Here is a 20,574-nt window from a genome sequence, read left to right on the forward strand (position 1 = left end):
CGGCGGCGCTGGCCGCCGGCTGTCTCAAACCCAATCCGGCCTACGACTCCGTCGAGACCGACGGGGCCAGCGGCGGGTCGACGTCGACCACGACGACGACCGGCACCACCACCGTGACCACAGGGTGGTGCCGACGAGCTCGACCGCGACGACCGAGGCCCCCGGCACCTCGGAGGCGACGACGTCGACGACGGCCTCGACCACGGCGGTCCTTCCGGACATGTCCTCGGGGACAACCGAGACGAGCACCGGCGGGCCCGTCGGCTGCTGGGACCTCGGCATCGACGACTGGGCCGTCGCCACGGTGCCGCTCGAGCCGTTCGGCAGCTCGCCGATGCTCTCGCCCGACGCGAAGACGCTGCACTGGCGGGCGTTCCTCGGCGACGAGTGGCACGTGATCCGCTCGACCCGCGACGACCCGCTGGCCGCGTTCCCGCCCGGGATGTCGTCGTGGCCGTCGTCGAGCTACCAGGCCGACCGCCCGGCGTTCGTCGAAGGCACGCAGGAGCTGTTCTTCGACAGCACGGGCGGCGACATCTACGTGCTGCCGCGCGACGGCGACATGTGGGGCGCGCCGACGGTCGCCGGCGGGGCGAAGGCGTTCGGCAGCGACCACGAGAGCCACCCGAACCCGACGGCCGACGGGGCGACGCTGCTGTTCCAGCGCGACGACGGCCCGCCGTTCGGGCAGTTCCAGCTCGGCTTCAACTTTTATCAACTGCCCGCGACCCGCAGATCCACGCGACCTTCCCCGACGTCACGCCGATGCAGGTGACGCCGAGCGACCCGGGCTTCGGCGTCCTCGCCTGTCCCGCGCTGGCGCCCGACGGGCTGCGGCTGTTCTTCGGCGCGTTCGACAGCGAGGGCGGCGGGCAGGGCGATCCCAACGACGGCCGCGCCGGGGGTGGTTCGCGGAGCGCGACAGCCTCGACGCCGGCTGGCACACGGTCACGCGCAGCACCTCGCTGCGGGTCGGAGGCTTCGTGACGTGCCCGGTCGCCGTCAGCGCCGACGGCTGCCAGCTGACGCTCCAGCTGTTCACCATCGGCCCCGGCTCGACCGAGATGCGCCTGGCTCGCCGCGGGCAGTGACGCTCGCGCTTTCGGGCATGTCCGATTCGACATGCCCGGAGCGACATGTCCGATGCGACATGTCCGAAACGACATGCCCGAAGCGACCTGTCACCGGCGCCAGCGCGGGGCGACCAGGCGGCGGCGGCCGTCGTGCGAGCGGGCCAGGTCGGGCTCGTCGAGCTCGACGCGGTCCCACAGCTGGCAGGTGACCTGCTTGTGCTGGGTGTCGAGCGCCTCGCAGTAGTTGGTGAACTTGCAGCGGCGGACCTCGGCGCCGCGGCCGAGGCGGACCTTGAGGAACCAGTCGGGGTCGGCGAGGCTCTGGCGGGCGGCGGCGACGATGTCGGCGTGGCCGGCGGCGAGGATCGCCTCGGCCTGGTCGAAGCCGTGGATCCCGCCGGCCGCGACCACCGGGGTGGTGCGGCCGTCGTCGCGGATGGCGGCCCGGATCGCGGCCGCCAGGGGCACGTTGCGCGCGAACGGGCCGCGGGCGTCGCTGTGGATCGTCGGCATGCACTCGTAGCCGCTCGGCCCGGTGTAGGGGTACACGGCCTCGCCGACCCTGGGCTGCTGGGCGTCGTCGAACTTGCCGCCCTTCGACACGCTGACGAAGTCCATGCCGGCGGCCGCGAAAACGCGAGCGAACTGCGCGGCGTCGGCGAGGTCGCTGCCGCCGGCGATGACCTCGTCGCCGAGCATGCGACAGCCGACCGCCAGGCCGACGCCGACGCGCGCGCACGGCCGCGAGCACCTCGAGCGGCAGGCGAGCGCGACCCGCGATGGTTTCGCCGTAGCCGTCGGCGCGGGTGTTGGTGCGCGAGAGGAAGCTCGCCATCGTGTAGGCGTGCGCGTAGTGCAGCTCGACGCCGTCGAAGCCGGCGGCCTCGGCCCGCGCAGCCGCCGCGGCGAACAGCTCGGGCAGGACCCGGGGCAGGTCGCGCACGTGCGGCAGGTCGAGGTCGGTCACGAGCTCGCGGTAGCCGTAGTCGAGCTCGCGGCGCTCCCTGTCCGTGAGGACCTGCTCCAAAAGACCTGTCTCGGCGGACATCAGACGCGCGCGCAGCTCGGGCTCGGGCGCTTCATGCCAGCGGTCGTCGGCGAGGGCGGCGGCGAGGCGGCGCCGGTGGCCGGCGTCGACGCGCAAGAAGCGGGCGAAGAACTTGTCGGCCGGCGGGCGGCGCTTGACCGCGAGGAAGTCGATCAGCTGGATGAACAGGCGGGTGCGCCCCCCGCTGGCCGCGCGCACGGCCGCGACCAGATCGCCGAGGCCCCGCACGAAGCGGTCGTCGCCGATCCGCAGCAGCGGGCCGCTCGGGACGTCGCGGATCCCCGTGGCCTCGACCACCAGCGCGCCCGGCTCTCCGGCGGCGAAGCGCTCGTACCAGGCGATCACGTCGGGGGTGACGCGGCCGTCGTCCGAGGCCCGCCAAGGCACCATCGCCGGCACCCAGGTGCGCGCGTGCAGGCGACACGGGCCGACGTCGATCGGCGAGAACCACCGGCTCGCGGCCGCCTCCTCGGCGCTCGGCCAGCGCGCCGGCGGGATCGCGTGGCGGATCTTGTCGGGCGGGGTCCACATGACGAGCGGACTGTAACAGCGCGCCCGAGCCGCCGCGGTCCGCCGCGAAGTGACTCAAGGCCGGGGCCGGTCTCGCGCGGGCGAGCCCAACGCGACGCGTGGGCTCAGAAGGTCGTGCCGAGGTGGAAGCCGACGATCATCTGGTGCACGCTGGCCTGATCGTTGTCGTCGCGCTTGAAGCAGGCCCGATTGCCGCCCTCGGCGGTGCAGACCTCGCGGTGGAAGTTCCAGATGAAGTCGATCTTGCCGCCGAGGAAGAACCGCTGGGTGACGAAGAAGTCGATCGACGGCGCGGTCTTGAGGGCGAAGCCCTGCGAGAACTGGCGGTCGTAGGGGAGCACGCCGCCGCGGGCGTTGAACACCTGGCGCGAGAAGCCGGGGCCGATCTCCAGGCCGAGGTCGATGCGCCAGATCGGCAGGATGCCGCGGATCACCGCGAAGAAGCTGTTCTGGTACGAGGCCCGGTAGGCGTCGGTGGTGGCGGTCTGGTAGTCGGCGTTGAAGAAGCCGACGTTGTAGGCGGCGCCGATCATGAGGGCGCGGATCGGGCGGAAGCCGAGCGTGAAGCCCATGCCGAACGAGGGCAGGGTGCGGCCGACGATCTCGTCGGTCGACTTGCAGCCGGTGCGGCTCGGGATGCACAGCGACCCGCCCATCATCATCTCGGCCTGACCGCCGCGGCGCTTCACGTCCGCCGCCCGGGCGGAGGAGGCCACGCTGAGGGTGAAGGTCGCGGCGAGAGCGCAGAGCGCGAGGCGGGCAGGGGTCGTCATGCGGGTTGTTTGTGAGGCAGTCGCCGGAAGCGCAAGGCGACGGCCGAACGTGGGCGTGCGCCGGGCGAAATCGCGCCCCGGCCGCCGCTCAGATCGTCACGCCGAGCATCAGGCCCGTCAGCGAGTGGTGGCCGAACGCGGGCGCGCCCACCGGGCCTCGCAGCGCCCGGGGCTGCACGCCGGGCTGCGGTGGAAGTTCATCGTCACGTCACAGCGCAGGCCGAGGTAGACCCGGCGCGTGACGTAGACCGCGATCAGCGGGGTGACCCGGGCCGCGAACCCGAGCGTGCCGTAGCGCTGACCGCGGAAGTCGTCGTGGACGTAGGTGGCGACCTGCTGCGAATAGCCGAGGCCGAGCTCGAGGCCGAGGTCGATGCGGCCGATGTCGACGCCGGTGCGCACGACGCCGAAGATGCCCTGGTGACGGGCCGGGCCGTAGAGCGGGCGGCCGCCGAGGATGTCGGTGTACGACGGCCGCAGCAGCCCGAATTCGTAGGACAGGCCGGCCAGCAGCCACGGCCGGAAGCGGTAGCCGACGGTGACGACGCCGCCGGCGTGCGGGGCGGTGACGCCGTCCACGCGCTTGCACCGCGCCGCGCCGCCCGGCATGCAAAGGACAGGCCGCCCGCGACATCGACCTGCAGCCCCTTGCGCTTCGGTTCGAGCTCCGCGCCGGCCTCGCTGGCCAGCAGGAATACGAGGCAGGCGGCGACGAACGCGGCTATCTGTGACATCGAGGGGACAAACACTAGTTTTTGTTGTCGTGTTCCACCAGATCTGGATAATCCGCCCATGAGCGCAGGCCCGGACACGATTGGCGAGCAGGCGAGCCCCGTCGACGGCCCGCTGGTCGGTGTGATCATGGGCAGCCGCTCCGACTGGGAGACGATGCGCGAGGCTTCGGCGGTGCTGAAGCAGTTCGGCGTGCCGCACGAGTGCCGGGTGGTCTCGGCCCACCGCACGCCCGAGTGGCTGGCCGAGTACGCGCGCGCGGCCGAGGCCCGCGGGCTGGCGGTGATCGTCGCCGGCGCGGGCGGGGCCGCCCACCTGCCGGGGATGGTGGCCGCGGAGACGCGCCTCCCGGTGTTCGGTGTGCCGATCCAGACGGCCGCGCTCGGCGGGCTCGACTCGCTCTTGTCGATCGTCCAGATGCCCCGCGGCGTGCCGGTCGGTACGCTGGCGATCGGCGCCGCCGGGGCCTACAACGCCGCGCTGCAGGCGATCCGGGTGCTGGCGCTGACCCGCCCGGCGCTCGCCGAGGCGCTGCGCGAGTTCCAGCGGAAGCGCGCCGAAGACGTGCGCAGCGAGGTGCTCCCCGATGCGTGATCCCAAGTCGCCGATCCTCCCCGGCGCGACGATCGGCGTGCTCGGCAGCGGCCAGCTCGGCCGCATGTTCGCGATCGCCGCCCGTCGCCTCGGTTACCGCGTCCACACCTACTCGCCCGACGTCGACACGCCGACCGGGCAGGTCGCCGACCTCGAGCTGCGCGGGCCCTACGACGACCTGGCGGCGGTGCGCGCGTTCGCCTCGGCGGTCGACGTCGTCACCTTCGAGTTCGAGAACGTGCCGGCGGCCACGGTCGAGGCCGCTGCCGCGGTCGCGCCGGTGCGCCCGGCCGGCTCGGTGCTACACACGACGCAGCACCGCCTGCGCGAAAAGACATATCTCCAAGAACATGGCTTTCCGGTCACCCCGTTCCGCGCCGCCCGCTCGGCCGACGAGGTCGCGGCGGCCATGGCCGAGGTCGGTCGGCCGGCGCTGCTGAAGACGGCGGGGTGGGGCTACGACGGCAAGGGCCAGGTCAAGATCGAGGCGCCGGAGCAGGCGGCCGCGGCCTGGGCGGCGCTGCAGTCCGACGAGGCGATCGTCGAGGCGTGGGTGCCGTACGCCTGTGAGCTGTCGGTGGTGGCGGTGCGCGGGCAGGCCGGCGAGACCGCCGTGTACGCGCCGATCGAGAACCAGCACGTGCGCGGGATCCTCGACCTGTCCCTCGCGCCAGCTCGCGTCGCGGCCGAGGTCGCCGCCGAGGCGCAGGCGATCGCGCGCCGGCTGCTGGAGTCGCTCGAGGTCGTCGGCGTGCTATGCGTCGAGTTCTTCTGCTTGCCGGGCGGCAAGTTGCTCATCAACGAGCTGGCCCCGCGGCCGCACAACTCCGGCCACCTCACGATCGACGCGTGCGTGACCTGTCAGTTCGAGCAGCAGCTGCGGGCCGTGTGCGGCCTGCCGCTCGGCTCGACCGAACTGCTGCGCCCGGCGGCGATGGCCAACCTGCTCGGCGACGTGTGGCAGGGCGGCACGCCCGACTGGGCGGCCGCGCTGGCGCTGCCCGACGTCAAGCTGCACCTCTACGGCAAGTCGGAGGCCCGCGTCGGGCGCAAGATGGGCCACCTGACGGCCCTCGGCCCCACCGCGGAGGGCGCGGGTGCGCGCGTGCTCGAGGCGCGGGCGCGCCTCACCCGCAGCCCCGAGATCACCGGCTCGCGCGGCTGACCGCTCGCTCGATCCGGACCAGGTCGAGCATCGTTCCGCCCGAGCCGGCGGCGGCGGCGGCTGCTATATCTGCCGCAGATGAGCGACGCGCTGCTGGCCGCCAACCGTCGGTTCTACGAGGCCTTCTCTCGCGCCGACCTGAGCGCGATGGACGACGTGTGGGCGCGAGTGGTGCCGGTGACGTGCGTGCATCCTGGCTGGACCCCGCTGGTCGAGCGCGAGGAGATCATGGAGAGCTGGCAGGCGATCCTCGCCGGCTCCGCGCCGCGAGGATCGAGTACGGCGCCGCCGAGGCGTTCCCCGGCGAGGACATGGGCTACGTCATCTGCGCCCAGACGATCGGCGACACCGAGCTGGTGGCCACCAACATCTTCGTGCGCGAGGACGGCGAGTGGAAGATGGTGCATCACCACGCGGGCCCGGTCGTGCGGCGCCGCGGCGGTCGGCCGCCTTCGGGGCCGGTGGGCGGCACCTCGGGGCAGATGCCGAACTGACCGGCCTGCCCGTCGGTGCGCGCGCGGGTCCGCGGCCCGCCGCGCCCGCGTGATCGACGTCTCGCCGCGCCGCGCCGCCTTACCGTGTTCGTGCGGTCCCGGGCGGGCGTGCGGGCGATCGCGGCGGCGTAAGATGCCGATCTTCGGATCGCCTCGATGTCCACGCTCGTCTCGCGCCTGTTCGGCGCCTTCGTCCTCAGCGCCGTCGCCTGCAAGACCGCCACGACCTCCACCACGACCCCGCCCGGCGAGGTAGCGAAGGCCAGCCCCGAGGCGATCCGCGAGGTCATCCTCGCCGCCTCCGATCTGCCGCCGACCCACGGCGCGTTGCCCGACGATCCGCTGGCGGTCTCGGTGCATCGGCTCGCGAACGGCCTGACCGTGTACATCAGCACCGATCGGCAGAAGCCGCGCTTCGACGCCTGGATCGCCGTGCGCGCGGGTAGCCGCTCCGACCCGGCGAACTCGACCGGACTCGCGCACTACCTCGAGCACATGTTGTTCAAGGGCACCGACGAGCTCGGCACCCTCGACCACGCCGCCGAGGCGCCGCACCTGGCCCGCATCGAGCAGCTCTACCGCGACCTGCGGGCGACCACCGACGCCGACAAGCGCAAGCAGCTGTTCGCCGAGCTCGACGCCGAGAATCAGAAGGTCGCGGCCACGGCGATCCCCAACGAGTTCGACCGCGTCTACGCCGAGCTCGGGATCTTCGGCGTCAACGCCTTCACCTCCTTCGACCAGACCGTCTACATCGTCGACGTGCCGAGCAACCGCTTCGACGTGTGGGCCGACGTCGAGGCCGAGCGGTTCACCGACCCGGTGTTCCGCCTGTTCTTCACCGAGATGGAGGCGGTCTACGAGGAGAAGAACCTGTCGCTCGACAACCCGTGGGTGCGGACGTACTACGCGACCACGCGCAACCTGTTCCCGCGCCACCCGTACGGCACGCAGACGACGATCGGGGAGATCGAGCACCTGAAGGTGCCGGCGTATCAGGACATGGTCGACTACTTCGAGCGCTGGTACGTGCCGAACAACATGGCGGTGGTGCTGGCCGGCGACATCGACGCCGAGACCGCGCTGCCGAAGCTCGAGCAGACGCTGGGCAAGCTCGAGACGAAGTCGCTGGAGCCGCTCGACCCGGGCTCGCTGAAGCCGATCGAGGCGCGCGTGCAGACGGACGTGGTCGCCGAGGGCGAGCAGGAGGTCGTGCTGGCCTGGCAGACGAGCGCGGCCGATCACGCCGACGAGCCGGCGCTGACGGTGATGGACTGGCTGATGGACAACAGCACCAGCGGCCTGCTCAACGTCGAGCTCGAGCTGAGCCAGAAGGTCCCGTCGGCCTCGGCGGGCGGCACGTTCCTGCAGGCGGCCGGGTGGTTCACGGTGCGCGCCCAGTGCGCGACGGCCAGACCCACGAGCAGGTCGAGGCGCTGCTGCTCGGGGTGGTCGAGAAGCTCAAGCGCGGCGAGTTCACGCCCGAGGACGTCGCGGCGATCGTGCTCAACCAGGACATCGCCGACAAGCGGGCCCGCGAGAGCAACGACTTCCGCGCGCGCAAGATGACCGACGCGTTCATCCAGCGCCGCTCGTGGAAGCACATGGTCGCCCGCGACCGCAAGATCCGCGCGGTCACCCGCGACGACGTCATCCGCGTCGCCAACACGTACCTCGGCAAGAACTACAGCGCGGTCCACCGCCGCTCCGGCAAGCCCGAGGTCGCCAAGATCGACAAGCCGACCCTGACGCCGGTCGAGCTGCACCCCGAGCGGCACAGCGCGTTCGCCGAGGCGGCGCTGAAGCGGCCGGCCAAGCAGCTCGATCCGGAGTGGCTGGTCGAGGGCACCCACTACGCCCGCGCCGAGCTGCCGGGCGGACCGCTGGTCGCGGTCAAGAACGGCCGCAACGACCTGTTCTCGCTGACCTACCGGTTCGAGCGCGGGCACCAGCGCGAGCGCATGCTGTGCCACGCGCTCGACGTGGTCGAGCAGTCGGGCGCCGGCGAGCTGTCGGCCGAGGCGCTGAAGAAGAAGCTGTTCGCGCTCGGCACCGCCGTCCACTTCTCGTGCGACGCGCACGAGAGCGCGATCACGGTCGAGGGCGTCGACGCCAACATGGAGCAGAGCCTGGCGCTGGTCGATCGCTGGCTGCGCGAGGTGAAGATCGATCCGGTCGTGCTGCGCGGGATCGCCGACAACGTGATCAGCACCCGCCGCGACGCGATGGAGGATCCGGACGAGCTGGCCGGCGCGCTGGCCGACTACGCGATCCACGGCAAGGACAGCGAGTACCTGCAGGCGCCGACCAACGCGCAGATCGCCGCGGCCAGGCCGGAGGCGCTGGCGAAGCTGGCCCGCGACTTCCTCGACCACCAGCACAAGACGCTCTACTTCGGCCCGCGCGCCGCACCCGAGGCCGCCAGGGCGGTCGCGCTCGGCAAGAACCACCGCAAGCTGCCGCTGCGCCCGCCGGTGGCGTACCGCAAGGTGGCGAAGCCGACGCTCTACTTCACCCACCGCGACGTCGCCAAGTCGACGATCGCGGTCGCGCTGCCGTCGCGCGCTGGCCCGCGAGCAGCGGCCCGCGGCGCGGCTGCTCAGCGAGTACCTCGGCGGCGGCATGAACACGCTGCTGTTCCAGGAGATGCGCGAGGCCCGGGGGCTGGTCTACTACGCGTGGGGCGTGCTGTTCGCCGGCTCGCGGCCGACCGACGCGTGGGCGCTGCGCGGCGGGCTCGGCACGCAGTCGGACAAGACCTCGGAGGCGCTCAAGGTGTTCTTCGAGCTGCTCGGCCGCCCGCTCGACGCGGTGCGCCTGGGCTCGACGCGCGCCGCCATCGAGCAGGAGTACCGCAGCAGCCGCGTCGACCCGCGCGCGAGCGCGTGGATGGTCCACGCCTGGGACGAGCTGGGCGAGAAGTCCGACCCGCGCCCGTGGGTGTGGCAGACGATCGGGGCGATGACGCAGGAGCAGCTGCAGGGCTTCGCCGCGGGCTTCGCCGCGGTGCCGCCGATCGTCGGCCTGGTCGGCAACCGCGAGCGCGTCGACCTCGAGGGGCTGAAGAAGATCGCCGACGTGGTCGAGGTGGCCCCGGCGGCGCTGTTCTCGTACGGCAGCTTCCCGAAGGCGCAGGCCGGCGCGGTCGCGGCGCGCTGAGCAGACGCCCGCGCGACGGCTACCCGGGGCCGCTTGAGAGCGGTCCACTCCTTGGCGCGGCCTGGTCGAATGGGCAGGTCGCGCAGGGCATGTCGTCGAGGACATGCCTTTTCAGGCATGGCGATTCGGACATGTCTTTTTAGACATGGCATGCGGAACGAGGCGCTACTCGCGAGGGCGCGCCCCGTCCTCGACGATCCGCTCGATCACGCGGCCGCGGCGCAGGGCGGCTTCCCACGAGGACCGCATGGGCTTGCGCTGATACAGCAAGAAGCGCGGCTGGCCGGCCACCTGGAGCGCCACGGCCATCGGACCCTCGTCCTGATAGGGCTCGAAGCGGCGGTGACCGAGAGCACCGGGACCCGGGCGAACGCCAGCCTATCCTGGGCGTCGGTGACCTGCGGCGAGAAGTGATGGGCGCCGCCGAGGCGAGCGACGCGATCGCCCGCGACGAGCCGCGCTCCGAGGTCGCGCTCGAGCTCGGCGCGCGTCAGCAAGGGACGACGTGGGACGGCGAAGTGAGCGCGATGTTCCAAAGCGCTGCGTCTTTATCCTCTGCCCGCGCGCCGAGGGGACGCCCGTCGCAGCACGACATGCGGCTGGCCGGACGTCACGAGCCCGCAGCGGCGGCGCTGCGGGCTCGTGCGAGTCAGCGGCGCGCGCCGCTCACAGGGTGTTGCAGTGACCCTCGAAGCAGGCCTGACCGACGTCGCAGTCGGCATGCTCGGCGCATTCGACTCCGGCGGAGCACAGGCCGAACACGCAGATCTGGCCGGTGTCGCAGTCCTTGTTCTTGACGCACATCTTCGGCGCGAAGCACTCGCCGAACAGGCAGAACTCGTTGGCGGCGCACTCGGCGTTGGTCGTGCACTGCGGCGAGCCGGTGCACACGCCCGCCTGGCAGGTCTGGCCGGTCGCGCAGTGGGCATCGGTCTGGCAGTCACCGATGAAGGTGCAGGTGCCGGCGATGCAGACCTCGTCGAGGGTGCATTCGTCGTTGCTGACGCACACGGGCGGCGGAGCGTCGACGCACTGCTGGTTGGCGTCGCAGATCTGGCCGACCGGGCAGTCGTCATTGTTGATGCACTGCGGCGGCGGAGCATCGACGCACTGCTGGTTGGCGTCGCAGATCTGGCCGACCGGGCAGTCGTCGTTGTCGATGCACTGCGGGACGATGGGGACGCACTGCTGGTTGGCGTCGCAGATCTGGCCGACCGGGCAGTCGTCGTTGTCGATGCACTGCGGGACGATGGGGACGCACTGCTGGTTGGCGTCGCAGATCTGGCCGACCGGGCAGTCGTCGTTGTCGATGCACTGGGGGACGATGGGGACGCACTGCTGGTTGGCGTCGCAGATCTGGCCGACCGGGCAGTCGTCGTTGTCGATGCACTGGGGGACGATGGGGACGCACTGCTGGTTGGCGTCGCAGATCTGGCCGACCGGGCAGTCGTCGTTGTCGATGCACTGCGGGGGCGGAGCGTCGACGCACTGCTGGTTGGCGTCGCAGATCTGGCCGACGGGGCAGTCGTCGTTGTCAATGCACTGCGGGGGCGGAGCGTCGACGCACTGCTGGTTGGCGTCGCAGATCTGGCCGACCGGGCAGTCGTCGTTGTCGATGCACTGGGGGACGATGGGGACGCACTGCTGGTTGGCGTCGCAGATCTGGCCGACCGGGCAGTCGTCGTTGTCGATGCACTGCGGGGGCGGAGCGTCGACGCACTGCTGGTTGGCGTCGCAGATCTGGCCGACCGGGCAATCATCGTTGTCGATGCACTGCGGGACGATGGGGACGCACTGCTGGTTGGCGTCGCAGATCTGGCCGACCGGGCAGTCGTCGTTGTCGATGCACTGGGGCGGCGGGATCAGCTCGCACAGCTTGGTCTGCTGGTTGCAGAACTGTCCCGGAGGGCAGTCGACGTCGGCCATGCAGATGGGAGGCGGCGGGTCCTGGCAGTCGCCGTCGACGCACAGCTGACCGGGCGGGCAGTCGACGTCCTCGATGCACTCGGGCGGGAAGAAGCACACGCCGCCCACGCACTGCTCGCCGGGCGGGCAGTCGGCGTCGCTCATGCACAGCTGGCCGGGGATGCACACGCCGCCCTGGCACTGCTGGCCGGGCGGGCAGTCGAGGTCGGTGTTGCAGCCGGCGATCGGGACGCACTGGCCGTTCTCGCACTCGTTGCCGGGCGGGCAGTCGGCGTCGATCTGGCACATGCCGCCGGGGACGCACTGGAAGTCGATGCACTGCTCGCCGGGGTCGCAGTCGGTGCTGTCGAAGCAGAACTGGGCCTGGCAGAAGCCGTTCTCGCACACCTGGTTGGGCGGGCAGTCGGCGTCGATGCTGCACTCGCCCTGGACGCAGGCGCCGTCGATGCAGACCTCGCCGAACGGGCACTGGTCGTTGCTGAAGCACTCCGGCTGGCAGAAGTTGTCGACGCAGACCTGGCCGAAGGGACAGTCGAAGTCGTTCTCGCACTGGCAGAAGTCGCAGCCGACCGGGACGCACTGGCCCTCGACGCACTGCTGCTCGAACGGGCACTCGAAGTCGAACTCGCACTCGCCGGGGGCGGCGCACTCGCCGTCGATGCAGATCTGGCCCTCGGGGCACTCGAAGTCGTTCTGGCAGGCGGGCGGGTCGACCGGGACGCACTGGCCGTTGCCGTCGCACTCGGTGCCGACCGGGCAGGGCGGGCAGGTCGGCGGCGGGCCCTGGCACACGCCCGTGTCCTCGCCCTCGGGGATGACGCAGATCGTGCCCGGGGGGCACTCGAGGTTGTCGTCGCACACCTGGGGCTCGACGCACTCGTAGTTGAGGCACTTCTCGCCGTCGGGGCAGTCTTCGTCGACGACGCACTCGCCGCCGACCTCGATGCACACGCCGTCCTGGCCGCAGATGTAGCCGGCGCCGCAGTCGGCGTCGCTGGCACAGGGGCCGAGATAATCGCTGCGACCGCAGCCGACGGCCACCAGCAGGCCGAGGGCGAAGCCGCGGAGCCACTCGCTGACGGGCAGCGGTCGGGCCTGTGTCGTGCCGCCCGCCGACGCGAGCGCCTCCGACGAACCGTTCAAACCTTCCGCGCGCGCGACGCGGAACCATCGAGAAAGCGAAGTCATGGCGTAAGCTCCGGCGGGACCCGCCATGACGACTGTAGAGCCCGGCCCGGGCGGGGAGCAAGCTCGTGGCGGGAAACGGGGGGCAAACCCGCGCCGGACGCCGGGTGAGCGGCTGGCCCTGGTGCGGTGCGGAGAGGTCGGGCACTCTTCAGGCAGGCGGTGGCTGGCCCCAGAAGAGCGCGGTTGTCCAGTGGGCTGCTCGCGCCGTGGTTGGTCGGACTCGCGGTCGCTACGGCGACCCCGGCCGCAGAGGGCCACCCGTGGGCGGTCCGCCGCGCGCCGTCTCTATCATCGTCGCCCGGCGCCGAGGGGGACGCTTCACATCCGTCGGACCTGTCTCCGCCGCAAGCTCACGCGCCCTCGGACGCGCCGACCGGACCGCCTTCGGACCCGCCGCCGACGGCCGCGCCGACGAGCGACGACCTCGGGGTGACGGCGGTCGAGGTCCGCTTGGAGGTGGTGCGCGGCGGAGAGCGCCTGCCGAACGGCAGACGCGTGCCGCACTCGGGCGGCGCGGCCGTCGGCCACGCGACGTACAAGCTCAGCCGCCCGGCCCGCGCCGGCGAGCAGCTGGTGCTGCTGAACTTCGCCGAGGCGCTGGGGCGCGAGCCGTTCGAACTCGACGAGGTGGCCAAGGCGACCTATCTCGACGGGCCGTTCCGCCGCGGGCGAATGGTGGTCGGCGGGCACGCCGGGGCGGAGGCGGTGCGGCAGACGGGCTCGCGCCGCGACGTCGAGGTGACCCTGTCCGAAGGGACAGATACGCTGGAGATCGAGTACACGGTCGAGGTGCCGCGCCGCTACTGGCCGTTCGGCTGCTCGCGCCGGCGCTGCAGCCTCAGCGGGGCGGTGGCGCCGCTGCCGAGCGCGAAGGCCCGCGGGGGCGCGCGCCTCGACCCGGACGCGCGGGTGGTGACGCCGGCGCGCTGGACGGTCGACGCGCGGTTCGCCGCGGTGCCGACATGGTCTCCGGGACATGTCCCCACAGACAGAGAGGCGAAGCTGCTGGGGCGCGACGAGCTGGTGGTGGCCAGCGGCGCGGTCGGGACGGCCGAGGTGGCCTACCCGGAGGTGTTCTGGGGCCCGCGCTGGAAGCGGGCCCGCGAGACCTGGCGCGGGGTGCAGATCGAGGTGCTGCACATGTTCTGGCGGCCCGGCGACCAGGTGCCCGCCGAGCGCAAGCTGCAGCTGTACCGCGACGTGCCCGGCCACGTGCTGCGGATCGCCCGCGAGGCGATCGACGTGGCCACGCTGGCGGGCCTGGAGCCGCCGCCGGACAGCCGGATCACGGTGGTGCAGGGGCCGCTGCGGGCCGAGATCGCCCAGGCGCACCCATCCGCGGTGCTGGTCAGCGACCAGTTCCTGCAGGTGTCGCCGGGCCGGCGGTTCCAGGGCTTCCATCAGGCGGCGGCGGCCCGGGCGATGCTCGACGAGATCATGTACGGGGCCTACGTCGGGCGCCACGACCCGTCGACCGATCTGTGGCTGTACGACGCGATGGCGACGGCGCTGCTCGACGTGTGGCGGGCCCGCCGCGCCCAGGGCGACGAGTTCGCCAGCGACATCCTGCGGCGGATCACGTTCGTGCCGATGGTGGACAACTTCCTCTACACCGGCCAGGCCGCGTTCGCGCAGAGCTACTTCCGCGGCAGCGAGGACGTGATGCCGCTGCGCCTGCACCCGCTGTACTTCTCGCACCCGCTGCCGACGGGGCGCCGGATCCACGAGAAGATGGTCGACCTGCTGACGCCGAGCCAGCGCGAGGCGTTCTACGAGAAAGTGGCCCGCGAGCGCACTGCCGATCCGGTGGCCGCGGCCGAGGCGGCGTACGGGCACTCGCTCGGGTGGTTCTTCGATCAGTGGCTGGCGGCCTATCCGGGGGTCGACTACTCGGTGCAGAAGGTCGACAGCGAGCCGCTCGGCGACGGCCGCTGGCGCCACACGATCACGATCCGGCGCGAGGGGGAGCACGCGGCGGTCGAGCCGGTGCAGGTGCTGGCGACGGAGCGCGGCGGGCAGCGCCACTACCTGGTGTGGAACGGCTCGGCGGCGGCGGGGACGAACATCGAGGTGTCCACGGGGACAGGTACGGTCGACCACGTGTTCACGCTCGAGACGCAGCACAAGCTGCGGTCGGTGATGGTGGACCCGCGCACGCGCCTGCTCGAGGAGCCGCAGGGGAAAAAGCGCAACGTCGACCCGCTGTACAACAACCGCTCGCCGCCGAGCTTCCGCTTCGTCTACACGGGGTTCGGCTTCGAGGTGTCGGCGTCGGAGTTCCTGGCCGGGAACACGCCGGCGGCCCGGCTGCAGGCGCTGTCGGGGCGGGTGCTGTTCGAGATGAGCCGGCGCCGCGACCTGGGGTCGATCGGGCACCTGCAGCTGCACCGCGACCGCGAGTCGGCGGCGGCGATCGGCGGCGGGGCGACGATGTGGTTCGGCGAGAAGATCAACCGCCGGCGCCGCCGCGGACGCGTGCGCCTGTTCGGCGAGGTCCACTCGCTGACGGCCCGCGGGCTCGACGGGGTCGGCGGGGTGCGCTTCGCCCAGTCGCTGTCGATCATCGACGACACGCGCAAGTTCAGCCTGTGGCCGGATCGCGGGCACCGGCTGGCGTTCGGGCTGTACGCGCAGGAGACGCTGCGCACGGGGGTGCCGGCGCCCGACCATCGCCACAGCCTGACCGCGTCGGCGTCGTGGGTGCACATCTGGCCGCTGGCGCACCAGCACACTCTGGCGAGCCGACTCGAGCTGACGATGATGGTGCCGATCGTCGGCCGCCCGGAGTTCCGCAGCCTGGTCCGCGCGGGCGGGGTCGACGGGCTGGGCGCATACGGGGGGAACGAGCTGTTCGGCCGCGGGGTGGCGCTGGCCCAGCTCGAGTACCGCCACATGTTCTGGTCGAACTTCAATGTGAACCTGGTGCACCTGTTCTGGCTGCGCGGGATCGGGGGGACGCTGTTCACAGGGGTGGCGTCGGTGTCTCCGTGCGACACGCTGCGCGGGTGGTTCGGGAAGGAGAGCTGGTACGGGCAGGTCGGCTACGGGGTGACGGCTTTCCTGCAGCTGCTGGGGGTGACGCCGCAGTTCGTGCGGTTCGACGTGGCGGTGCCGCTGGTCCGCCGCCGTACGACTTGCCTCGACGAGGTGCTGCCGGACTATCTGGCGGACTATCAGGGGGTCGATCCGGGGAGCTCAGCTGCCGCGGGTCGGGGTGAACTTGACGTTCTTGCAGCCGTTCTGAAGGGCTGTGCTCGAGCGCCGAGGACGGCGGGTCGGAGGGTGTGTCTTTCCGGGCATGTCTTTGGGGGCATGTCTTTGGGGGCATGTCCTTTTGGTTAGGGTGAAAGGGACATGTGCGTCGGTGCTCGACGAGCGGGAACTCGACGCGTGCGGTGAGGCGCTTCGCATATTGCCGACTGCGCCTCGCGGGGGGTCCGGGGACGCGGCGGCCGCGAGTTACCGGCGGGATGGGCACTCGTTCCTCGCACCCATCCCACCTCTAATCGCGGCCGCCGCGTCCCCGAACCCCTGGCACGGCTGCAGCCGTGAGAAGCCGCCTCGCCGTCGCGGGCTTCGATGAGGGGGGTCCTTGGGGGCAGGTCGCGGGGCGCCTGTTCGACGGCCAGGGCTGGCCGCCGAACAGACGCCATCTCGCGTCAATAACGGCGTGGCCTCTCCTCGCGGCGAGCATCACCGGCACCGGACGTGCGCTGGCGGGGGAGAGACGCCCTCGCGGCGAACGACGGCGGTGCTTGCTCTCGCGGCGAGCATCAACGGCATCGGACGTGCGCTGGCGGAGAGAGACGCCCTCGCGGCGAACGACGGCGGCGCTTGCTCGCGGCGAGCATCACCGGCACCGGACTTGCGCTGGCGGAGAGAGACGCCCTCGCGGCGAACGACGGCGGTGGTTGCTCTCGCGGCGAGCATCAACGGCACCGGGGAGAGAGACGCCTTCGCGGCGAACGACGGCGGTGCTTGCTCGCGGCGAGCATCACCGGCATCAGGGGGCGCTGGCGGGGACGGGTGCGCTCTCGCGTCGACGAGGGCGGGGCGTGTTCTCGCAGGGAACAACACCTGGAACCGGAGTTCGCCGACCGAACGCGCTCTCGGGTGCATCACGGTGTGGCATGCTCTCGCGTCGATGGTCCTGCGGGTAGCGACTTGATGCGGCGGCGTTCGCTGACGGTGAAGGCCGGCGAACGGGCGATTTTTCGGCGTATCCGTGCGAGCGCGGCAAGCCTGGGGGGCGGCGATTCTTCGCGGGTGTCGGAGGCGGTGCTGCTCGCAGGCGTGATGCGCGGACTCGCGGCGGGAGGGCGTTGCGGTAGGATGGAGGGGTGCCGCCGATGCGATCGCGGTTCCGCTGTCCTCGCTGCGGCGAGGTGCTGACGCCGTGGTCGCGCGAGCTCGAGCTGGCGGAGGCGCTGAACCCGTTCGAGAGTCAGACGTGGCTGCTGCCGGCGCGGTGGTTCGTGCGCTGGGATCACCCGGGGCTCCGCGATTCGTACCTGGGGGGCCATCCCGCGAGCTATCCGTGGTTGTTCGCGCCGCTGACGAGGTGGTGGGTGCAGGTCCATCCTGACTCGCGGCGCACTGCGGGCTGCTGCGGGCTGGCCAGCAGCGGGTCGGGCCTGCCCAACCTGGTGTGCGCGTGCGGCCTCGAGATCGGGCTCGGCCACCGCGACTGCAGCGGGCCGCACTGGTATGCGCTGCACGAGTCGGTGGTGCATGAGCAGGAGGTCGATGCGACGCCGCTGCAAGCGACCGCGGGCCGGCTGGCCCGGCTGCGCTACCGGGTGGAGCGGCCGATCGCGCGTCCGGGTCACGACCCGGGTGGGCGGAACGTGTGGCATCACGAGCGAGCGAGGTGGAACGAGGCGCTGCGGCTGCGAGCGGTGACGATCGACTGCGGCGGCGGGATCGAGGACCCGGCGCTGGTGATCGAATCGCCGCAGCTGCCGTCGGGGGCGCAGCTGGTGGTGCCGCTGCCGTGGTGTCAGCTGGTGCGTCTGGCGGTACTGGGCGAGCAGCCGTGGGGCGAGGCGGAGTCGCCGCTGACGTGGATGAGCGGGCGGCGCGAGGGGCCGCACGTGTGCGTGTCGCGGTACAGGCGACGGGTGCTGCTGACGGCGTGGGGACCGGACCAGACGTCTTGGGCAGTGACGATCGAGGTGCGCGCCTGGGCCGACGCGTGGGCGTGGCTGTGAGGGCGGTTCGCTCGTAGGCCGAGCAGTGGGGAGCGACATGTCTCTGGGGACATGTCGGTCGCGGTCGGCGAGGATCTGCCAGCGCTCGGGCTCGCGGGTCGAGGCGTTTCGGGAGCGAGATGTCTCCGGGGACATGTCGCTCGCGGATTTCTCTCGGATCAGGCGGCGGCGAGGGCGGCGACGTCGTGGACGATGGCCTGGAGGCGGGGCAGCGAGCTGCGGTAGTGGGTGCCGTGGAAGAGGGCGTTGATGCCGGTGCCGGCCTGGACCTGGACCTGGAGGCAATGCACGTGGCCGCTGAGGGCGGCGAGTCGGGCGGTGAAGTCGGGGCGCGAGAAGTCGGCGAGGTCGGCGTCGCGCGGGGCGTCGATCCGGCAGGCGTCGAAGATAGGGTCCGGGCCGCGCCGGCCGCCGCCGCCGAACCACCGGGCGAGCTTGTCGGCGAAGCCGCGGGCGCGGCACTCACCCTCGAACTTGAGGTGGTTGCCGGTGACGAACACTTCGAGGACGTTGGGGATGTAGCGGTAGCCGCGGGCGCCGAGGAAATAGTGCGAGTGGTACGAGACGACGACGGGTCGGCCGTCGAGCTTGCCGCGGGCGTGGACGACCTGGCACTGGACCGTGCGGTCGTTCGCTGTCTCGACCTCCGACAGATCCTCGTCGATGTGATCGTCGGTCAAGGTGCGGCTGAATTGGTACAGTGTTTCGTATACAGGCCCGCTCATCGTCGCAGCCTATCGTCGGGCGTGGCGACTGTCACGGGCAGGCGAGGTCGAGCAGCGCGGGGACCGGAGCGTCGACGTGATCGAGCACCGCGACGACGGCCTCGAGATCGAGCAAGGGGCTGCAGTCGATCTCGAAGACGCCGCCGACCCGCGTCAGGACGCCGTCTGGGCCGCCCAGGCCGGTGATGTCGGCGAGGGCGGGGTTCTCTCGCAAGATCAGGCTGCCCTCGACGGTGTGCAGGGCGGCGAAGGTGTCGAGGGCGACGAGGGCTTGGTTGCAGGCGACGGCGAGGGTGCCGTCGACGCGCTCGAGCGCGGACAGGCCGGTGAGGGAGGTGAGGCCGTCGTTGCCGCCGGGCGCTTCGGGGTCGGTGCAGGGGAGGTCGAGGTCGCTGGCTCGCCGGCGACCGAGGACGAGGTCGCCGACGACGTGGCGCAGCTGCTCGAGGCCGGTCAGGTCGTGCAGCGCGTGGTTCTGCACGAGGGCGAGGCCGCCGGGGAGCGCCGCGAGGCTGGCCGGGTAGCCGGTGAGGCGCCCTAAGCCCTGGTTGTCGGCGACGACGAGGCTGAGGCCGAGGCGATCGATGCCGAGCTGGAGGTCGTCGGGCAGGCCGGCGAGGTCGACGAGGCCGTGGTTCCGGCCGATCTCGAGGCTGCCGCCGATCTTCCGCAGGTGGCCGAAGAGCCCGGATAGATCGGTCAAGGCGGGGTTGCCGACGATGCGCGCGCTGCCGGCCAGGGCGGTGATGTCGGCGGGCAGGCCGGCGAGGTCGAGGAGGCCGTCGTTGTCGAGTACGCGCAAGCTGTCGCCGGTCTCGGAGTCGATGCCGAGCTGGAGGCCGGCGGGCAGGCCGGACAGATCGACGAGGCCATCGTCGTCGCGAATCTCGAGCAGGCCGGCGACCTGCAAGCCGGCGGGCAGGCCGGACAGGTCGCGCAGGGCCGGGTTGCTGCTGATCTCGAGGCGGCCGCCGACGATGAGGAGAGCCTCGGGGAGGCCGTGGAGCCGCTCGAGGGCCGTGTTGGCGCGGATCTCGAGCGGGCCGTCGATGCGGGCGAGGCCCGGCGGGAGGCCGACGAGGTCGCGCAGGCCGTGGTTGTCGGCGACGACGAGGCCGCCGTCGCCGATGGCGGTCAGGCCCTCGGGCAGGCCCGCGAGCGAGTCGAGGGCGGGGTTGGCGGCGACCCGCAGGCCGCGGACGCGGGTGAGCTTGGGCGGCAGGGCGGACAGGCTGGCGAGGCGCGCGTTGCCGACGATCTGGAGGTCGCCCTTGAGCTCGCCGCCGCCGTCGGGCAGGCCGGCGAGGTCGATCAGCGCGTCGTTGTTCTCGATGACGATGCTGGACTCGTCGACCGCGACGCCGAGCGCGGCGTCGACCGGCAGGCCGGTGAGGGTCTCGAGCCTGGGGTTGCGGGCGACGACGAGGCCGCCGCCGATCGCCCGCACGCGCCCGAGGCCGCTCAGGTCGACGAGATCGGGGTTGTCGGTGATCTCGATCGACTGCGTCACGCCGCACAGGCACGGCAGCTGGAGGTGCTGGATCCGCGTGCCGTGGACGATCAGCGCGTCGACCTCGACGCCGAGCGTGTAGGCGCTGCAGAACGAGTCCATCGTGGCGCCCGCGCCCTCGCCCGAGAGCTCGAGGGCCTCGCCGTCGACGGGGGCCTGGCAGTCGAAGGCAGGCTCGCAGCCGGGCGCGAGGGCGGCCGCGGCCGCGAGGGCGCCGGCGAGGAGGGCGGCCGCGCGGGCGGGGACGAGCGAGCGGGCGGCGCGGGTCACGAGGCCTCGCGGACGCGCGGCGGCGCGGGTCGGGGGCGCGCGAGAGTGGCCGAGAGGACATGCTCGGAGGGGCAGGTCGTGAGGGACATGGCGCGAGGGGCAGGTGCGAGAGGGCGCTGGAGGCTGAGCGTGCGGGGCGGTGCGGAGACTGCCTTCGGTGCCTGCTCGTTGGGGCA

At 72.0% G+C, this 20,574-nt stretch carries 17 protein-coding genes and 2 pseudogenes; 11 read left to right on the top strand and 8 right to left on the bottom strand.

Annotation, left to right across the window (positions count from 1 at the left end; translation table 11 throughout):
* Positions 1-127: 127 nt before the first annotated feature.
* Together OV079_RS10245 and OV079_RS10250 are read left to right on the top strand one after the other, a co-directional pair.
* Positions 128-775, top strand: coding sequence for a hypothetical protein (locus OV079_RS10245; protein ID WP_267767867.1), 648 nt, complete (start codon positions 128-130; stop codon positions 773-775).
* The gene (locus tag OV079_RS10250) at positions 766-987 is read left to right on the top strand and encodes a hypothetical protein (RefSeq protein ID WP_267767868.1); all 222 of its coding nucleotides are present in this window, start codon (positions 766-768) and stop codon (positions 985-987) included. Before OV079_RS10245 ends, OV079_RS10250 begins: the two co-directional genes overlap by 10 nt.
* A gap of 194 nt (positions 988-1,181) precedes the next feature.
* Here OV079_RS10250 and OV079_RS10255 read toward each other — a convergent pair whose 3' ends face one another.
* Both OV079_RS10255 and OV079_RS57580 read right to left on the bottom strand, forming a co-directional pair.
* On the bottom strand, positions 1,182-1,772 hold the full coding sequence (locus tag OV079_RS10255) for an oxidoreductase (protein ID WP_267767869.1): 591 nt from the start codon (positions 1,770-1,772) through the stop codon (positions 1,182-1,184).
* An 88-nt stretch (positions 1,773-1,860) separates the two neighbouring features.
* A pseudogene (locus OV079_RS57580) lies at positions 1,861-2,121 on the bottom strand (oxidoreductase); the annotation flags it as partial.
* Positions 2,122-2,293: 172 nt separating this feature from the next.
* On the opposite strand from OV079_RS57580, the gene OV079_RS10265 reads away from it, so the two are divergent.
* Entirely contained in the window at positions 2,294-2,668 is a 375-nt protein-coding gene (locus OV079_RS10265; RefSeq protein WP_267767870.1) for a hypothetical protein, read from the top strand.
* A gap of 88 nt (positions 2,669-2,756) precedes the next feature.
* Here OV079_RS10265 and OV079_RS10270 read toward each other — a convergent pair whose 3' ends face one another.
* Both OV079_RS10270 and OV079_RS10275 read right to left on the bottom strand, forming a co-directional pair.
* Positions 2,757-3,425: a hypothetical protein gene (locus tag OV079_RS10270; protein WP_267767872.1), complete on the bottom strand. Its 669-nt coding sequence runs from the start codon at positions 3,423-3,425 to the stop codon at positions 2,757-2,759.
* Positions 3,426-3,542: 117 nt separating this feature from the next.
* Complete coding sequence (locus OV079_RS10275; RefSeq protein ID WP_267767875.1) at positions 3,543-4,004, bottom strand: hypothetical protein; 462 nt, start codon at positions 4,002-4,004, stop codon at positions 3,543-3,545.
* Positions 4,005-4,217: 213 nt separating this feature from the next.
* Between OV079_RS10275 and purE the strand changes: the two genes are divergently transcribed.
* From purE to OV079_RS57595, 6 genes and pseudogenes are all read left to right on the top strand, one after another.
* Positions 4,218-4,751, top strand: a complete 534-nt coding sequence (purE, locus tag OV079_RS10280) for a 5-(carboxyamino)imidazole ribonucleotide mutase (protein WP_267767876.1) — start codon at positions 4,218-4,220, stop codon at positions 4,749-4,751.
* Complete coding sequence (locus OV079_RS10285; protein ID WP_267767878.1) at positions 4,744-5,916, top strand: 5-(carboxyamino)imidazole ribonucleotide synthase; 1,173 nt, start codon at positions 4,744-4,746, stop codon at positions 5,914-5,916. Before purE ends, OV079_RS10285 begins: the two co-directional genes overlap by 8 nt.
* Before the next feature lie 147 nt (positions 5,917-6,063).
* Positions 6,064-6,114: pseudogene (locus OV079_RS57585) on the top strand (nuclear transport factor 2 family protein); the annotation flags it as partial.
* 113 nt (positions 6,115-6,227) lie between these two features.
* Positions 6,228-6,410, top strand: a complete 183-nt coding sequence (locus OV079_RS57590) for a nuclear transport factor 2 family protein (RefSeq protein ID WP_276603288.1) — start codon at positions 6,228-6,230, stop codon at positions 6,408-6,410.
* Positions 6,411-6,566: 156 nt separating this feature from the next.
* Positions 6,567-7,979, top strand: coding sequence for a M16 family metallopeptidase (locus tag OV079_RS10295; RefSeq protein ID WP_267767882.1), 1,413 nt, complete (start codon positions 6,567-6,569; stop codon positions 7,977-7,979).
* A 1,053-nt stretch (positions 7,980-9,032) separates the two neighbouring features.
* On the top strand, positions 9,033-9,569 hold the full coding sequence (locus OV079_RS57595) for a peptidase M16 family protein (RefSeq protein WP_420829399.1): 537 nt from the start codon (positions 9,033-9,035) through the stop codon (positions 9,567-9,569).
* A 165-nt stretch (positions 9,570-9,734) separates the two neighbouring features.
* Here the strand turns inward: OV079_RS57595 and OV079_RS10300 are convergent, their stop codons facing one another.
* Both OV079_RS10300 and OV079_RS10305 read right to left on the bottom strand, forming a co-directional pair.
* Positions 9,735-9,878 carry a hypothetical protein gene (locus tag OV079_RS10300; RefSeq protein ID WP_267767885.1) on the bottom strand — a complete coding sequence of 48 codons (144 nt, stop codon included), beginning with the start codon at positions 9,876-9,878 and terminating at the stop codon, positions 9,735-9,737.
* A 357-nt stretch (positions 9,879-10,235) separates the two neighbouring features.
* On the bottom strand, positions 10,236-12,683 hold the full coding sequence (locus tag OV079_RS10305) for a hypothetical protein (RefSeq protein WP_267767887.1): 2,448 nt from the start codon (positions 12,681-12,683) through the stop codon (positions 10,236-10,238).
* Positions 12,684-13,112: 429 nt separating this feature from the next.
* Here OV079_RS10305 and OV079_RS10310 point away from each other — a divergent pair, with 429 nt between their 5' ends.
* Both OV079_RS10310 and OV079_RS10315 read left to right on the top strand, forming a co-directional pair.
* The gene (locus OV079_RS10310; RefSeq protein ID WP_267767889.1) at positions 13,113-16,025 is read left to right on the top strand and encodes a BamA/TamA family outer membrane protein; all 2,913 of its coding nucleotides are present in this window, start codon (positions 13,113-13,115) and stop codon (positions 16,023-16,025) included.
* Between the two features lie 998 nt (positions 16,026-17,023).
* Positions 17,024-17,893 carry a hypothetical protein gene (locus OV079_RS10315; protein ID WP_267767891.1) on the top strand — a complete coding sequence of 290 codons (870 nt, stop codon included), beginning with the start codon at positions 17,024-17,026 and terminating at the stop codon, positions 17,891-17,893.
* Between the two features lie 158 nt (positions 17,894-18,051).
* On the opposite strand, the gene OV079_RS10320 is transcribed toward OV079_RS10315, so the two are convergent.
* Positions 18,052-18,573: a hypothetical protein gene (locus OV079_RS10320; RefSeq protein ID WP_267767894.1), complete on the bottom strand. Its 522-nt coding sequence runs from the start codon at positions 18,571-18,573 to the stop codon at positions 18,052-18,054.
* A gap of 76 nt (positions 18,574-18,649) precedes the next feature.
* Positions 18,650-20,398: an NEL-type E3 ubiquitin ligase domain-containing protein gene (locus OV079_RS10325; RefSeq protein WP_267767897.1), complete on the bottom strand. Its 1,749-nt coding sequence runs from the start codon at positions 20,396-20,398 to the stop codon at positions 18,650-18,652.
* Positions 20,399-20,574: the final 176 nt, after the last annotated feature.

Origin of the sequence: Nannocystis pusilla, from assembly GCF_026626665.1 — a bacterium.
GTDB lineage: Bacteria > Myxococcota_A > Polyangia > Nannocystales > Nannocystaceae > Nannocystis > Nannocystis pusilla.

Bases quoted from the DNA above. Each gene is read 5' to 3' on its own strand.
- OV079_RS10250 (WP_267767868.1), top strand. From the start codon at position 766: ATGCAGGTGACGCCGAGCGACCCGGGCTTCGGCGTCCTCGCCTGTCCC.
- OV079_RS10255 (WP_267767869.1), bottom strand. From the start codon at position 1,772: ATGCTCGGCGACGAGGTCATCGCCGGCGGCAGCGACCTCGCCGACGCC.
- OV079_RS10270 (WP_267767872.1), bottom strand. From the start codon at position 3,425: ATGACGACCCCTGCCCGCCTCGCGCTCTGCGCTCTCGCCGCGACCTTC.
- purE (WP_267767876.1), top strand. From the start codon at position 4,218: ATGAGCGCAGGCCCGGACACGATTGGCGAGCAGGCGAGCCCCGTCGAC.
- OV079_RS10285 (WP_267767878.1), top strand. From the start codon at position 4,744: ATGCGTGATCCCAAGTCGCCGATCCTCCCCGGCGCGACGATCGGCGTG.
- OV079_RS57590 (WP_276603288.1), top strand. From the start codon at position 6,228: ATGGGCTACGTCATCTGCGCCCAGACGATCGGCGACACCGAGCTGGTG.
- OV079_RS10295 (WP_267767882.1), top strand. From the start codon at position 6,567: ATGTCCACGCTCGTCTCGCGCCTGTTCGGCGCCTTCGTCCTCAGCGCC.
- OV079_RS57595 (WP_420829399.1), top strand. From the start codon at position 9,033: ATGAACACGCTGCTGTTCCAGGAGATGCGCGAGGCCCGGGGGCTGGTC.
- OV079_RS10300 (WP_267767885.1), bottom strand. From the start codon at position 9,878: ATGGCCGTGGCGCTCCAGGTGGCCGGCCAGCCGCGCTTCTTGCTGTAT.
- OV079_RS10305 (WP_267767887.1), bottom strand. From the start codon at position 12,683: ATGACTTCGCTTTCTCGATGGTTCCGCGTCGCGCGCGCGGAAGGTTTG.